The organism is Thalassolituus pacificus (assembly GCF_025318105.1).
Taxonomy (GTDB): domain Bacteria; phylum Pseudomonadota; class Gammaproteobacteria; order Pseudomonadales; family Oceanobacteraceae; genus Venatoribacter; species Venatoribacter pacificus.
The window spans coordinates 87582-100436 of the sequence record NZ_JAOANI010000009.1; the positions used below are offsets into that span (position 1 = coordinate 87582).

16 protein-coding genes are annotated in these 12855 nt (G+C 49.7%); 8 read left to right on the plus strand and 8 right to left on the minus strand.

Annotated elements, in window-relative coordinates:
* From NYR02_RS02410 to NYR02_RS02425, 4 genes are all read left to right on the plus strand, one after another.
* The gene (locus tag NYR02_RS02410) at positions 1-1299 is read left to right on the plus strand and encodes a homoserine dehydrogenase (RefSeq protein ID WP_260974801.1); all 1299 of its coding nucleotides are present in this window, start codon (positions 1-3) and stop codon (positions 1297-1299) included.
* A 524-nt stretch (positions 1300-1823) separates the two neighbouring features.
* A complete protein-coding gene (locus tag NYR02_RS02415) occupies positions 1824-3320 on the plus strand; it encodes a methyl-accepting chemotaxis protein (RefSeq protein WP_260974802.1) in 1497 nt (498 codons plus the stop codon).
* 55 nt (positions 3321-3375) lie between these two features.
* Positions 3376-4071 carry a TorF family putative porin gene (locus NYR02_RS02420; RefSeq protein ID WP_260974803.1) on the plus strand — a complete coding sequence of 232 codons (696 nt, stop codon included), beginning with the start codon at positions 3376-3378 and terminating at the stop codon, positions 4069-4071.
* Positions 4072-4081: 10 nt separating this feature from the next.
* Positions 4082-4828, plus strand: coding sequence for a substrate-binding periplasmic protein (locus tag NYR02_RS02425; protein WP_260974804.1), 747 nt, complete (start codon positions 4082-4084; stop codon positions 4826-4828).
* Positions 4829-4913: 85 nt separating this feature from the next.
* On the opposite strand, the gene NYR02_RS02430 is transcribed toward NYR02_RS02425, so the two are convergent.
* Entirely contained in the window at positions 4914-5480 is a 567-nt protein-coding gene (locus tag NYR02_RS02430) for a phosphoribosyltransferase (RefSeq protein ID WP_260974805.1), read from the minus strand.
* A 105-nt stretch (positions 5481-5585) separates the two neighbouring features.
* Here NYR02_RS02430 and NYR02_RS02435 point away from each other — a divergent pair, with 105 nt between their 5' ends.
* From NYR02_RS02435 to NYR02_RS02445, 3 genes are all read left to right on the plus strand, one after another.
* On the plus strand, positions 5586-6161 hold the full coding sequence (locus tag NYR02_RS02435) for a phosphoribosyltransferase (protein WP_260974806.1): 576 nt from the start codon (positions 5586-5588) through the stop codon (positions 6159-6161).
* A 109-nt stretch (positions 6162-6270) separates the two neighbouring features.
* Positions 6271-7206, plus strand: a complete 936-nt coding sequence (locus NYR02_RS02440; protein ID WP_260974807.1) for a LysR family transcriptional regulator — start codon at positions 6271-6273, stop codon at positions 7204-7206.
* A 123-nt stretch (positions 7207-7329) separates the two neighbouring features.
* Positions 7330-7752, plus strand: coding sequence for a bacteriohemerythrin (locus NYR02_RS02445; protein ID WP_260974808.1), 423 nt, complete (start codon positions 7330-7332; stop codon positions 7750-7752).
* A gap of 7 nt (positions 7753-7759) precedes the next feature.
* On the opposite strand, the gene NYR02_RS02450 is transcribed toward NYR02_RS02445, so the two are convergent.
* Positions 7760-8224 (minus strand): hypothetical protein, encoded by a 465-nt coding sequence (locus NYR02_RS02450; protein ID WP_260974809.1) that lies wholly within the window; start codon positions 8222-8224, stop codon positions 7760-7762.
* An 89-nt stretch (positions 8225-8313) separates the two neighbouring features.
* Positions 8314-9288 carry a D-hexose-6-phosphate mutarotase gene (locus tag NYR02_RS02455; RefSeq protein ID WP_260974810.1) on the minus strand — a complete coding sequence of 325 codons (975 nt, stop codon included), beginning with the start codon at positions 9286-9288 and terminating at the stop codon, positions 8314-8316.
* Positions 9289-9412: 124 nt separating this feature from the next.
* Here NYR02_RS02455 and NYR02_RS02460 point away from each other — a divergent pair, with 124 nt between their 5' ends.
* Complete coding sequence (locus NYR02_RS02460; RefSeq protein WP_260974811.1) at positions 9413-9910, plus strand: hypothetical protein; 498 nt, start codon at positions 9413-9415, stop codon at positions 9908-9910.
* Between the two features lie 51 nt (positions 9911-9961).
* Here the strand turns inward: NYR02_RS02460 and NYR02_RS02465 are convergent, their stop codons facing one another.
* The 5 genes from NYR02_RS02465 to NYR02_RS02485 all read right to left on the minus strand — a co-directional run bounded on the left by NYR02_RS02465 (position 9962) and on the right by NYR02_RS02485 (position 12838).
* Positions 9962-10477, minus strand: coding sequence for a ClbS/DfsB family four-helix bundle protein (locus NYR02_RS02465; protein ID WP_260974812.1), 516 nt, complete (start codon positions 10475-10477; stop codon positions 9962-9964).
* Positions 10461-10772 (minus strand): hypothetical protein, encoded by a 312-nt coding sequence (locus tag NYR02_RS02470; RefSeq protein WP_260974813.1) that lies wholly within the window; start codon positions 10770-10772, stop codon positions 10461-10463. The genes NYR02_RS02465 and NYR02_RS02470 overlap by 17 nt, the downstream gene beginning before the upstream one ends.
* 48 nt (positions 10773-10820) lie before the next feature.
* Positions 10821-11240 (minus strand): hypothetical protein, encoded by a 420-nt coding sequence (locus NYR02_RS02475; protein ID WP_260974814.1) that lies wholly within the window; start codon positions 11238-11240, stop codon positions 10821-10823.
* A 570-nt stretch (positions 11241-11810) separates the two neighbouring features.
* The gene (locus tag NYR02_RS02480; protein WP_260974815.1) at positions 11811-12338 is read right to left on the minus strand and encodes a hypothetical protein; all 528 of its coding nucleotides are present in this window, start codon (positions 12336-12338) and stop codon (positions 11811-11813) included.
* A 110-nt stretch (positions 12339-12448) separates the two neighbouring features.
* A complete protein-coding gene (locus tag NYR02_RS02485; protein ID WP_260974816.1) occupies positions 12449-12838 on the minus strand; it encodes a hypothetical protein in 390 nt (129 codons plus the stop codon).
* Between the last annotated feature and the right edge of the window lie 17 nt (positions 12839-12855).

Consider the following 12855-nt stretch of genomic DNA (forward strand, 5'->3'; position numbering starts at 1 on the left):
TTGAAACCGGTAAAAGTAGGTATCTGTGGTTTAGGTACAGTTGGCGGCGGCACCTTTAATGTGCTGACCCGTAATGCACAAGACATCGCGCGCCGGGCGGGTCGTGAAATTATTATCGCGCAGGTGGCTACCCGTCATCCGAACCCGGATGTTGACACCGGCGCTGTGGCAATTACGGCAGACGTTAACGATGTGATTAACAACCCCGAGATTGATGTGGTGGTTGAACTGATCGGTGGTTACACCATCGCCAAAGACGTGGTACTGGGCGCCATTGCCAACGGTAAGCACGTGGTAACCGCCAACAAAGCCCTGATTGCGGTACACGGTGACGAAATCTTCGCCGCGGCGGAAGCCAAAGGCGTGAGCGTGATGTACGAAGCGGCGGTTGCCGGCGGCATTCCGATTATTAAAGCCATCCGTGAGGGCCTGGCGGCGAACCGCATCAACTGGCTGGCGGGCATTATTAACGGTACCGGTAACTTTATCCTGACCGAAATGCGCGACAAAGGCCGCGACTTTGCCGACGTTCTGGCTGAAGCTCAGGCGCTGGGTTATGCCGAAGCCGATCCAACGTTCGACGTTGAAGGTATTGATGCAGCACACAAACTGACCATTCTGTCGTCGATTGCCTACGGCATTCCGCTGCAGTTTGCCCGCTGCTACACCGAAGGCATCAGCAAGATCACCACTGACGATGTTGAGTACGCCGAAGAGCTGGGTTACCGCATCAAGCACCTGGGTGTCAGCCGTCGTACTGAAAAAGGTATCGACCTGCGTGTACACCCGACCATGATTCCGGTGGCACGTCCGATTGCGACCGTTGATGGCGTGCTGAATGCTGTGATGGTGAACGGTGATGCAGTTGGTGACACGCTGTATGTTGGCGCGGGTGCCGGTGCTGGTCCAACCGCTTCTGCAGTAGTGGCCGACATTATCGACCTGGCCCGTACCTTTGATGCACCGGCGGAAGCCAGCGTCAATCACCTGGCCTTCAACGATATTGAAGACGTGGCGGTACTGCCGATGGAAGAAGTGGAAACCGCTTACTACCTGCGTATTCAGGCGGAAGACAAAACCGGTGTACTGGCCGCTGTTGCCAGCATTCTGAGTGAGCGTGGCATCAATATCGAAGCCATCATCCAGAAAGAGCCAAAAGATGGCGAAGCGCTGGCGCAGATCATCCTGCTGACCCACGTTGTGGTGGAAAAACAGATGAACGAAGCCATTGCCGCGATTGAAGGTCTGGCCAGTACCGTGGGTGATGTTACCCGCATCCGTGTTGAGCACCTCAACTGAGGCTTAAGCAAACGGATTGAGGCGTTATTCGCATCACTCATAAAAAACGGAGCTTCGGCTCCGTTTTTTTATGTGCGTTTATGCATGCACACCCATCAATATCAGGGCATCTCTGGACGTTTTCAGTAAACCGAGCGGGCACTGAATGATTCAGAGGTGCCCTGGTTGCCGGGAGTCGTCGCTTCCATCTATTTCTACCATCGCTATTTCTACCATCGCTATTTCTACCATCGCTATATCTGCTATCGCTATATCTGCTATCGGCAATAGCCACTCGTGGCAATATTAACGGCCATGAGTAAGTGTTCAGACAGAAATGATAATTCGTCTTTTTCAGCGCTTTTATGTAACAAACCATGAATATTTCTGGCGCTACGTTGTAATGAATTACGTGTGAATAAAAACATAGATTTATCAATAGATCGGTAAGGGCCTGAATAGTATGACAATCTGAGCTTTTTTGCCTTACCAGCCCGTCATCGTCTTGCGCTGTACTATCGTTAGTTGATCTCAGGAGGTTGGCTATGTTTACCAGTATCAAATCCCGAATGGCGGTTTATGTTGTTATTACCGTAACGGCTTTGCTGTTATTGATGGGTTTTTACAACTATCAGAGTAAAGCTCAGGCTCTGGAGCAACAGTTACAGGGTCAGGCCCGTCTGGTAGCCAATCGTTTAAGTCTTAGCTTGCCTAACTTCATCTGGAATTTTGATACCGCCAGTATTGAAAAAACACTGGAAGCCGAGCTGGAAGCCGAAAGCATCAACAGCCTGGTGGTTGAACTGCCAGAAGGTGATCCGGTTGTACGGGCAAAAGAAAATGCTGACAGCAGTAACGCGCTGGAAACCCGTACCGAACTGTTTTTTAACGACAATGACACGCCCAAGAGCGTTGGCCATCTGATATTGCGTATGAACGATTCTGTCATGCGCGCAGAACTTAATCAGGCAATCCGCGCGGTTATCATTGAGATGATTCTGCTGGATATTATTCTGGTCAGCCTGATTACCTTTCTTGTTTCTCACTCGGTGGTTAAAAAAATATCAGAGATTACCGCTGCAGTCGGTGAACTGGCGGCTGGCGGCGGCGACCTGAGTAAGCGCCTGGATGCCAGTCGTGGTGATGAGATATCGGCATTGGCGGTACAGGTTAATCAGCTATTAGCCGGGCTGGCCAGTATGATTGGCCAGGTAAACCATTCATCGGAAGAACTGAAATTACTGTCGAATTCGAGTCAGCAGGACATCAGCAATATCCGCCAGGGATTTGATGTGCAGAAACACGAAGTTGATATGGTCGCTACGGCCAGTACCGAGCTGGCTTCCACCACACAAAACGTTGCCGACAATGCCAAAAAAGCCTCGGAATATGCCGGTAAAGCCAATGTCGAAGCCAGCCATGGCCAGGAAACGGTAAAAATAGCTGCGGATGTTATCCGGAATTTATCCGGTGAAATTAAGCATGTAGGCGAGGTGATCCGTAATCTGGAAACCGAAGGCGTTAATATTGGTGCGGTATCGGATGTGATTCAGGGGATTGCGGAACAAACCAATCTTCTGGCATTGAATGCCGCGATCGAGGCGGCCCGAGCCGGTGAACAAGGGCGCGGTTTTGCCGTGGTTGCCGATGAAGTACGCACACTGGCACAGCGTACCCGCGATTCGACCAACGAAATTAATCAGATGATTGGTCGTCTGCAGTCTTCGACCAGTCAGGCCGTTGAGGTTATGCACAAGAGTACAGAATACACGGCCAACAGCGTGGAACAGATTGAAAAAGTCGGAGAATCCATTGCCGGTGTGGTGGCGATGATGATGGAAATCAGTTATATGAATGCCGAAATTGCCCAGGCATCGGGCGAGCAAAGTCATGTCATTGAAGAACTGAATAAAAACCTGGTGCACATTAAAGAAAGCGTCGATGCCGCCAATGAAATGATTGGTAATACCGCACGCTCCAGTGTCGAAGCGCAAAAACAGGCTGAAGCGCTGACATTCCTGATGCACAAATTCCGTTTTTAAAGTCCGCCGGTATATTCCGGCGGATCAGGGCTCTGGCCGTATGATGGAGAATTGGATGAATAAAAGTTTACTCTTATCTCTGGTGTTGGCTCCTATAGCTGCATTTGCCGGAGTCTCGGCCGATCTGGAGGTGGTTTCGGATTATCGCTTCAATGGCGTATCGCAAACCGATAAAAATCCGGCATTGCAGGCGGAGCTGAATTACAGCCATAACAGTGGTTTGTACGCAGGAACCTGGGCCAGTAATGTCGATTTTGGTGGTGCCGACGATACGAATCTTGAATGGGATTATTACCTGGGCTATTACCACGACATTAATCCGGCCTTTGGTTTTGATATTGGCTATGCCCAATACACCTATCATGGTGCCAGTAATTCCAATGACTATAACTACGGCGAGTATTATGTGGGGCTGTATTTTAATGCCAACACCACACTGTATTGGTATCACGCACCGGAGTATTTCGGTCTGGATACTGCGCACAATATTTTTAAATTGTCGCATAGCATGCCATTGGGTGATTACACCCTGGCGTTTGCAGCAGCGCACAGCGTATCGGACGATAAAGATGTGTGGGCCTGGGACGACAATGAAGCCTCCTATCAATACGCCGAAGTTGCCGTCAGCCGCATGTTTCATGGCTTTGATATCAAGGGCAGTCTGATGTCCACAACAATCGATGATAACTTTAACGACAATGGCAACAGCACGGTTGTGCTGTCGGTTAAACGCAGCTTTAAACTGATGTGAGGGGAATATTATGCGTCATATTTTTTGTGCTGTTTTACTGCTGGTCGCCGGTATTTTTCCGGCTCAGGCAGAGGATAAAACGATCTATCTGACATCACTCAGCTGGCCGCCGTATTCTGATCCGCAAATGGCGGAACAGGGTGCCAGTGTTGCAGTGGCCAAAGCGGCGTTTGCAGCGATGGGCTATACGCTGATGGTCGATTTTTATCCGTGGAGTCGAGCGGTGCATCTGGCAAAAGATCAGAGCAGTAAATACGCCGGGTATTTCCCGGAATATTACAGTGATGATATTGCGGCGGAGTTCGCCTTTTCTGAAGCCATGGGCAGTGGCCCGCTGGGGTTTGTGCAAGCGGCCGCCAAACCGGTGAGCTGGTCGTCACTTGATGATCTGAAAGCCTTTCAGGTTGGTGTCGTGAAAGACTATGTGAATACCGCCGACTTTGATGCGATGGTGGCTTCCGGCCAGCTGAAAGTCAGCGAGGTGATCAGCGATAAAAACAATATCCAGAAAGCCGCATTTGGGCGTATTGATCTTGCCGTAATCGATAAAAACGTACTGGAATACAGCGTTAAAACCGACCCGGATCTGGTTAAGCTGAAAGATAAAATCAGTTTTAATGACAAACTTCTGGAAAATAAAAAGCTGTTTATCTGTTTTAAGAACAATAAGCAGGCGATGGCCGATATTTTTAACGAAGGGTTGACGAAAATTGATGCCGCTAAAATTCAGGCCGATTATCTGGCCGGGCTGAAATAAAATATCCGTAAGAGAGATACTTTTCAGCAATAAAAAAACGGGCCTTAACAGGGCCCGTTTTCTATTCTGTTTCCGCACCGGGTTTTCAGGCCGGCAGGTGGTCTTTGATAATGTCGTACAGTTCCGGACGGCCCTGAGCGATTTCATCGTTGCTCAGGCCCTCCAGTGAGTGCGGATACTTCAGCCAGGCACTGGTTTCGTGGATATAGTAATCCGGTACGCGGTCGGTCTGGTTGCGGTGCGGCTTATAGTAGGGCACGGCAACGCGGATATCGTGTGGTGTATTCAAACGTGCACGGCGGCTCAGCTCGTTAATAATGGCTTCGATGGAGCGGCCGCTGTCGAACACATCATCGACAATCAACAGGCTATCGCTGTGTTTTACGTTTTTTACCAGATAGTTCAGACCATGCACTTTGACTTCTTTGGCCTGTTGGTCAATGCCCTGATAAGACGAGGTGCGGATGGCAATGTTGTCGGTCTCTACGCTGTGGTAATCGAGGTATTCCTGCACCGCAATACCAATCGGTGCACCACCGCGCCATACCGCAATCATAAAGGTCGGGCGGAAGCCGCTGTCGAGCACCTTGGCCGCAAGATGATAAGAATCTTCCAGCAATCCCTGGGCGGTAAGGTACAATTTGGCACTCATAATGATTCCGGCTCCCGTCGTGTTTTGAAACAACTCTTTACCTGACCAATTGGTCAGGTGCTATCATACCGCTCTGTTCCTATGCCTGTCACATAAGAGTACCTCATGCAGAAACGATTTTTGGACGAAGAAACAGTCATTCAGGATGCGTTCCGCCTCGGCGTGCAGATTTTTGAGAGCGGTTTCCGCCCGACCTTTATCGTTGGTTTGTGGCGTGGCGGCAGCTCGGTGGGTATCTATGTGCAGGAGTGTCTGCAGACACTGGGCGTGAAAACCGATCATATCGCGCTGCGTACCTCGTATCGTGGTCTGCCGGCCTATCAGAGCATGGTGCAGTCGCCGGAAGATATTCGCGTACATGGCACTCAGTACCTGGTTGAAAACCTGAACGTTGATGATGGCCTGCTGATTGTCGATGACGTATTCAGCACCGGCTACAACATCAGCGCGGTGATTAACCGCCTGCAGGGCAAGCTCAAGCGGAATATGCCCAGCCAGGTTAAGGTTGCGACACTGTGGCAGCGTCCGGCGTATAACCGGGTCGATTTCAAACCCGATTTCTGTCTGCGTGAAACTGACGATTGGCTGGTGTTTCCATACGAACTGAAAGGCCTGAGCCAGGAAGAAATTGCCGCCAATAAGCCCTGGGTAGAGCCTTTCCTGCGTAAAACAGAAGGCTGAGCCTTATACTCAGTATTAATAAAAGTTATGCAGCAAGGCAGTTGTATAGTCTTGGTGAATGCCGAAAATCCTGCGACAATGCGCCCTTCAACACTGAAGGGTGATGTTTGTGAACCTCGATCGTATCGATCTTAATCTGCTGGTCTACCTTGATGTCCTGCTGCGCGAAGGCAGCGTAACCAAAGCCGCCCAGCAGTTGGGTATTACCCAGCCGGCGATGAGCAATGGTCTGCGACGTCTGCGTGAATTGTTTGGCGACCCGCTGCTGGTGCGCACCTCCGACGGTATGACGCCGACCGAGCGCGCACAGGAGCTGCAGCCGGTGATCCGTAAGGCACTGGGCGAACTGGAAATGGCGTTGCAGCCATTGGAAGAGTTTGATGCCCAGAGCAGCCACCGCGTGTTCCGCATTATGGTCAGCGACTACGCCGAATCCACGCTGGTGCCGGAGCTGGTGAAGCGCCTGCGAACCGAAGCACCGGATATCATCCTCGACGTACTGACCCCCTCGGATGTGACCTTTAAAGACGTGGAAGCCGGTAAGGTCGATATGGCCATTAACCGCTTTGACGAAATGCCGCAGTCGTTTCACCAGATGACGTTATGGCAGGACGATTTTGTCTGTCTGATTAACCCGGGCCATCAGGGCATTCATAATTTCGATCTTAATGCCTATCTGGCGTCCAAACATATCTGGGTAAGCAAAACCGGTATGGGCGCTGGCGTGGGGATTGATCCGGAAAAAGTCATCCGTCTGGGTTGGGTGGATAACGCGCTGTCGAAGTTGGGCCATAAGCGTAAGATTTCGGTATTTACCCGCCACTACCAGATGCCGGCGTTACTGGCGCTGAATAACGATCTGGTGGCGACATTGCCGCGTAAAGTGGCGGACATGCAGGCCGAATCGGCCTCGCTGGTGGTGAAAGAGCCACCGTTCAAAATCCCGCCGTTCGAGCTGAAAATGGCCTGGTCGCCGTTGTTGCAGCACCATCAGGCGCATCGCTGGTTACGCCGCACCATCGTTGATGTGGCACAGTACTGCTGAGCGGTTAATCGCCCAGCCTTGCTGATGCTCCTTCGATCAGCCTTCGCTTGACGATAATCAACATCGTAATCAGTAGTGGCGGGTTAGACTGCCATTACTGATTGTTGCTGCGGATCTGCCGTCATGACCATCGAATTTCGTGATTATCGCCCGCTGGCGTTAGCGCAAATGAATCGTGAGCACGAAGAGTTTGCCAACCTGCTGAACGAAGCCGAACAGGCTCTGCTGATGGGCCGCGCCGGTTTACCTTATTTACGCCGTGTGTATGACCACTGTCTGCAGCACTTTGCCCAGGAAGAGCGTGATATGGAATACCTGCGCTTTCCCGCCCTCGCAGCCCACCGTCATGAACACCAACGGATACTGCAACTATTTACCGACGCGCTGGCAGGTTATGAGCGCAGCGGTGATATGACCGGTGTACTCGAATTTTTAATGGATACCATCCCCGACTGGTTCGGCCAGCACATGAACAACTATGACCGCGCGTTATCGCTGTTTTTAGTGCAGCAGGAACAAAAGCAGGATCAAAAGCGCGCGCATTAACAGGCGGTTATTCACGAATAACAGCCAGCGCCGGATTAACCTGCAGTAACGCGGCAATAATATCTTCTATCGCTTTATCCCGTTCCCGGGTATCGGCCTGCACAGGCAGATTTAGCGAGCGGGCAATGGGGTAATCGCCTTCTATGGCAATATAGCCGGGGCCGATCAATACCTTACGGATATCAGCAGCGGCCAGTGTCAGTGCCGGGTGGTTAGCATGCGGGGCTATAAACAATTGCCCATCGTCATAACGCAGCAAGGTTTTAACCCGTTGCTGCTGATGATGGCGTTTATGTTCCCACCACTGCAACCACAACAGCAATGGCAGAGCCAGTGCAGTAACCGGCCAGAGAACGACCGGTGGCTGATCACTGCTGACCAGCCAGGCGACAAGAAAAGCGATGCTGTAATACAGCAGCATTTGTAAAGTCCGTACCTGACGTGGATCGCTGACGATTAATTCGTAAGACACCAAAACCTCCTTGTTAATGTTGGCAGAATCCCGTTCAGATTCAGCGAGCTAAACCCTTACTCAGCGAGTTTAACTCTGGCCCAGCGAGCTTAACTTTGGCCCAGCGAGCTTAATTGCAGTCCCAGGCAATGCTTTTCGCCTGCCGCGAGGGTAATTACATCGGCAAAGGCATTAGCGGTTTCTACACAAAACATGCGCGTCCAGGCATCTGCTGCAAACTGGCTCAGACGCAGGCTTTTTTCAATATACGGGTTCCACACCACGGCACTGGCGCTGCCACAGGATTGCAGTAATAGACGTTGCAGTGGGCTGATTAAACGTAAGGGACGCGTGGCATCGTAAATACGGTCGGTTTCACCGCTAAAACGTACCGGCCCCTGCTGGGTTTTCTCGCACCAGCCTTCTAAGGTTTCGATATAACGCTCACCTTCAAAGCCTAAAACCTGAGTGGCACGTACATCGTCGGTGGGGAAATAGGTATGCAATGCCTGGCTGAAACATACCGGCTCGGTTCCGTTATTCTGGCTGATTAAATTAACCGCCAGACTGTCGGCGCGGAAAATAAAATGCGCCTCAGCGCTCAGCTGCGCTGCCCATTGCGGATGCTGGTGATCATTTAATGTCAGCGTAATTTCTACCCGGTCGCAGGCCTCGTACAAATCGCTCAGCTGCCATTGCCGTGCACGGGCAAAACCATGGGCCGGTGCCTGCTCCGGATTAGTTATGGCGGCTTTTACCGCCGCCGGATTCATCGCCGCATTACCAAACCACGGCCAGCATACGGGAATGCCGCCGCGCAGCGATTGCCCCTGTTTGTATTCCGCCTGCTCGCTCAGCCACAGCCAGTTGCTCTCACCTTTAGGCGCGTAATGAATTAACTGCGCGCCCTGTAATAACAGATCGGCGCTGAACTGCGGATGGCGGATTTCCAGACATGTCAGCTCATCACGCTGCACCGCTTTAACAAAAGGACTGTGAGCCAGTAACCCTGAGGCCGCGAGGGAAACAGAGGCAGCAGAGGCAGAGGTAGAAGAGGTAACCGGGTGAGAGGACAGAGAAGGCATGGTTAGCGCTATTCCTTAAGGTATTCGCTGAGGCACAGCCCTGTACTCAGGGTGCAGACAAAGCATTAATATAAACGACGAATAGGCCTATAATCGCATAATTCTTTATTTTTCGGTTATCCATTTGAACACAGTTCCGTTTGCCAAAAGCGCCCTGAAAGAAGCCTTGCTGGCCGCCCTTGACGGTGAAATTGCTGCGGCACTCAATGCCGCCCGCCAGGCGCAGGAAACCGCCTCCCACGAAGGCAATAAACCGGAAAATCAGTACGACACTCTGGCGCTGGAAGCCGCCTATCTGGCCCACGGTCAGTCGGAGCGTATCCGCGAGCTGCAGGAAACCCGCATCCTTATCGGCCAATGGCCGGTGCCGGACTTCAGTGAAGACGACACCATCGCCTCCGGCGCATTGATTCAATTACTGGATACTCAGAACAACAGTGCGCAGCAAAATCAGCGCTGGTTGTGGATAGCGCCGGTTGGCGGCCGTCAGCTCGTGACAGAAGGACGCACTATCGCCGTGCTAAGTACCCAGGCACCGCTGGCGCAAACACTGATGCGTTTAAGTATTGGCGACGAAGTGGTTATGGGGAAGGAGCGCTGGGAAATCGGCGGGGTCTGGTAAGGGCGAGGGGCAGTATTGCTATCACTGTTGAGGCGTTTCTATGTGAATTACTTACCTAAGTCCGTTGCTTTTGTTAAATCGCCTGACTTTAGTCCGCATATTTTTCATGGGTGATGACGTGTTGAATTGAATCATCCGACCCAGTGTCCATTGTTCATACCATGTTTTTTCATAGAGTTCTTCATTGCTTAAGCTGTCAACCAACAAGATAAGCTCTTTTATTGTTGAGTCTAATTTCCTCAGTAAGTCCTCATATTTCCAATCACGGTACTGATCGTGAAAACTGACCGCCAGTAATCCAAGCTGATTCCATCGATAGCCTGTGTCAGGAAAATCGACCGGCACACCTTGCGATTTTAAACGGTACCATTTCAACACCAGATTTCCCCAACCGATAAGATAAGCGACCGTGTCACAAACGCTGATTTGTGTTCCTTTTATATTACCTTCAATTTTACATTTACGTGCCATTGAGGCAGGAATACATCGATAATCGTCCATCAGTTTCGGGTATATCGAATTTATAGCGGTGAGCAACTCGTCTTTTGATTCAGGTACTGAAGACATTATTTACTCCGTTCGCATCATTCCGGTAATACCGGAGCAAAAAAGCTTCCGGTGCTTTTTTGCGGTGTTGTCGCGGCTGAAAGCCGCTTCTATTGTATGGAACTGTTCCGGTAGCAGACAGCTGTTCTGAAGTCTCGCGGGCATCGCCCGCTCCTACAATGCTTTCTAAGAATTTAGCGCTTTGCACACTAAAGGACAAACGCTCTTGATCAGCTTCATAAACTATCTCATTCGCTTCACGAAAGAGCTCTTTTAACAGATCTACAGGCTCATTCGCTGATTCTAAAAGTGACATGGTTTCTCCTCACTGAGCATAACGCTTTGCGTCCGAACGAGCGCCTTGCTAGGCATTTCGGCGGTGCCAGATTCGCTCTGGCTTTTGCCCCAACTGCCAATCAATATAATCTTGAGGTGGGCGATCAATCTCGATTACGTGCTCTGGACCGAAAGGAATTTCCGCACCAAAACATAGATACACATCTTCTTGACCCTTCTCGATGCAAAGAGGATGAAAATCGAGGATTCCGATGTATTTCTCGCCAATTATTTCGGACACGATCAGGTATCCTCGTTCGCCCTCAACAAACACCTCGCCATCCTCATCCTCGCACTCAATTTCGAGGATTACCTTGGCAGCATCACCAACTTTGAGGCTCTTCCTCTCCTCAATAGGCGGAATCCAAAAGGTATCTGGATGCGCCCGATGAGATTCCTCTCCGTTACGTAACTGCCAGTAGTCATCTTCAAAGTTGGCAAACTGCATATTTCTCTCGTTGTCCATAACGCCTCAATAACCGGCGCAGATTTGCTGCGTCCGACGCCGTAGGCGCGAAGTTGATTGACTTGTTACGTGTTTTCATAGGCGATAGTCGATAAAGCCCTGCTCGGAGAATCTAGGTGAGTAAATTGGCTGCGATTCACCTCCATTGGGAATAACAGACCATCTATCATCACGGTCTAGTTTCAGATCCTCCCAAGAAATACAAAGCTCCTTTAACTTGGCCTCCCACATTTTTTCTTCTTCAGCGTCATCTAATCCAAGCTCATCCATTTCTAGATCGAAGGATGACGTCGAAGATACTGCCACTAATTTTTCAAATAGTGACTTGTCTTTGAACTTAACTTTGCCGGTAGCTCAAGGAGTCTCATAGCTAAAACTGAGAATTTCCCCTACGGTGATACCGTCTAATTTTAACTCGATTGGTGTTTTCATAGTGACACGTAATGCCCAAAGCACGCACCAATTACCGGAGCTTTGATTTTGTGCGAGCATTTTCCCGCACAAAATTGAAGTGGAGAGTATTTGGTCGCAGTGACTTTGCTTGTTAAATGTTTACTCGACATTGCTTTCAATCCATGAGGAAATATCTGGGTGCTTAGCTTGTGCCGATTTAGTTAATTCTGACGGATTATCGCAAAGTGAGCCTAGATAAGATTTTGCTTTCTTAGACAGAAGATCCCAATTTAATTCGTCTTTATCTTCGTCGTGTGGATCGAGCCAACTTCCGTCGTAGAACACTTTGCCAGAAGTGATTTGCATTACAAAATCATGAGCACTATTGGATACAAGAGCTCTTTCGCCTTCAGACCCTAAGAAAACCACTGGCGGTTCACCTTTTAATTCAGGGTAGTACCAAAGGCAAAATAGAGAACCGCAGCCATCTTGACCAAATTGGATGAAATGATGTTCGGTTTCTCTCCATTTCTTACCACCCAACCACATATCTAAGACGTCTGACGTTTCTGAGAATGTCTGCCTATTAGTTTCGAAATCGATAGGCCAACTTATAACTTCTTCGAGCGACATATTATGTAGAAAGTCGATATCCGCTTGTGTTATTTCGCTTAATTCAAATTCCACGCGATACTCCTCTAGACATGTAACGTTTTTGTTGTGGGGCGGTGAAACGTAGTGAGGAACGAGCGAAGTTTAACCGTCCCAGAACCGAAGGTGCGTTCACCAACTCATTGTTATGAGTCACGCAAATGACCATTGCTTTCTATTCCATGAACAAGGTTCAATGCTAAATCATAGCTATCGGTATTTGTTAGTTTTTTTCGGATTTTAACTGCAATTTTCAAAGCATCTTTTTTATTCAACTCCATATCTAAGAGGGAATTTATGTAGTATGGCTTTCCACTCCCTTTAGATATCTTCTTTTGAGTTAGACGTTTTTCAAGTTTAGGCTCTCTATAGCCAACAACCTTCATATCTTCTCTGGTGCCGCCCCACTTAATTGGGAGTGTCAAAATGTATTTACTTCCGAAGAGTGTATAGTAATTAACAACAATACTACCTCCATCACGGCAGCTATCAATACTCGGCTTTCCTTTCAATATTAAGAACATCTTAGGACTCATAACGCCAAGCTAAGCGG

Excerpts from the sequence above, each read along its gene's own strand:
- NYR02_RS02415 (WP_260974802.1), top strand. The coding sequence starts at position 1,824 with ATGTTTACCAGTATCAAATCCCGAATGGCGGTTTATGTTGTTATTACC.
- NYR02_RS02420 (WP_260974803.1), top strand. The coding sequence starts at position 3,376 with ATGAATAAAAGTTTACTCTTATCTCTGGTGTTGGCTCCTATAGCTGCA.
- NYR02_RS02425 (WP_260974804.1), top strand. The coding sequence starts at position 4,082 with ATGCGTCATATTTTTTGTGCTGTTTTACTGCTGGTCGCCGGTATTTTT.
- NYR02_RS02430 (WP_260974805.1), bottom strand. The coding sequence starts at position 5,480 with ATGAGTGCCAAATTGTACCTTACCGCCCAGGGATTGCTGGAAGATTCT.
- NYR02_RS02435 (WP_260974806.1), top strand. The coding sequence starts at position 5,586 with ATGCAGAAACGATTTTTGGACGAAGAAACAGTCATTCAGGATGCGTTC.
- NYR02_RS02445 (WP_260974808.1), top strand. The coding sequence starts at position 7,330 with ATGACCATCGAATTTCGTGATTATCGCCCGCTGGCGTTAGCGCAAATG.
- NYR02_RS02455 (WP_260974810.1), bottom strand. The coding sequence starts at position 9,288 with ATGCCTTCTCTGTCCTCTCACCCGGTTACCTCTTCTACCTCTGCCTCT.
- NYR02_RS02465 (WP_260974812.1), bottom strand. The coding sequence starts at position 10,477 with ATGTCTTCAGTACCTGAATCAAAAGACGAGTTGCTCACCGCTATAAAT.
- NYR02_RS02470 (WP_260974813.1), bottom strand. The coding sequence starts at position 10,772 with ATGTCACTTTTAGAATCAGCGAATGAGCCTGTAGATCTGTTAAAAGAG.
- NYR02_RS02475 (WP_260974814.1), bottom strand. The coding sequence starts at position 11,240 with ATGCAGTTTGCCAACTTTGAAGATGACTACTGGCAGTTACGTAACGGA.
- NYR02_RS02485 (WP_260974816.1), bottom strand. The coding sequence starts at position 12,838 with ATGAGTCCTAAGATGTTCTTAATATTGAAAGGAAAGCCGAGTATTGAT.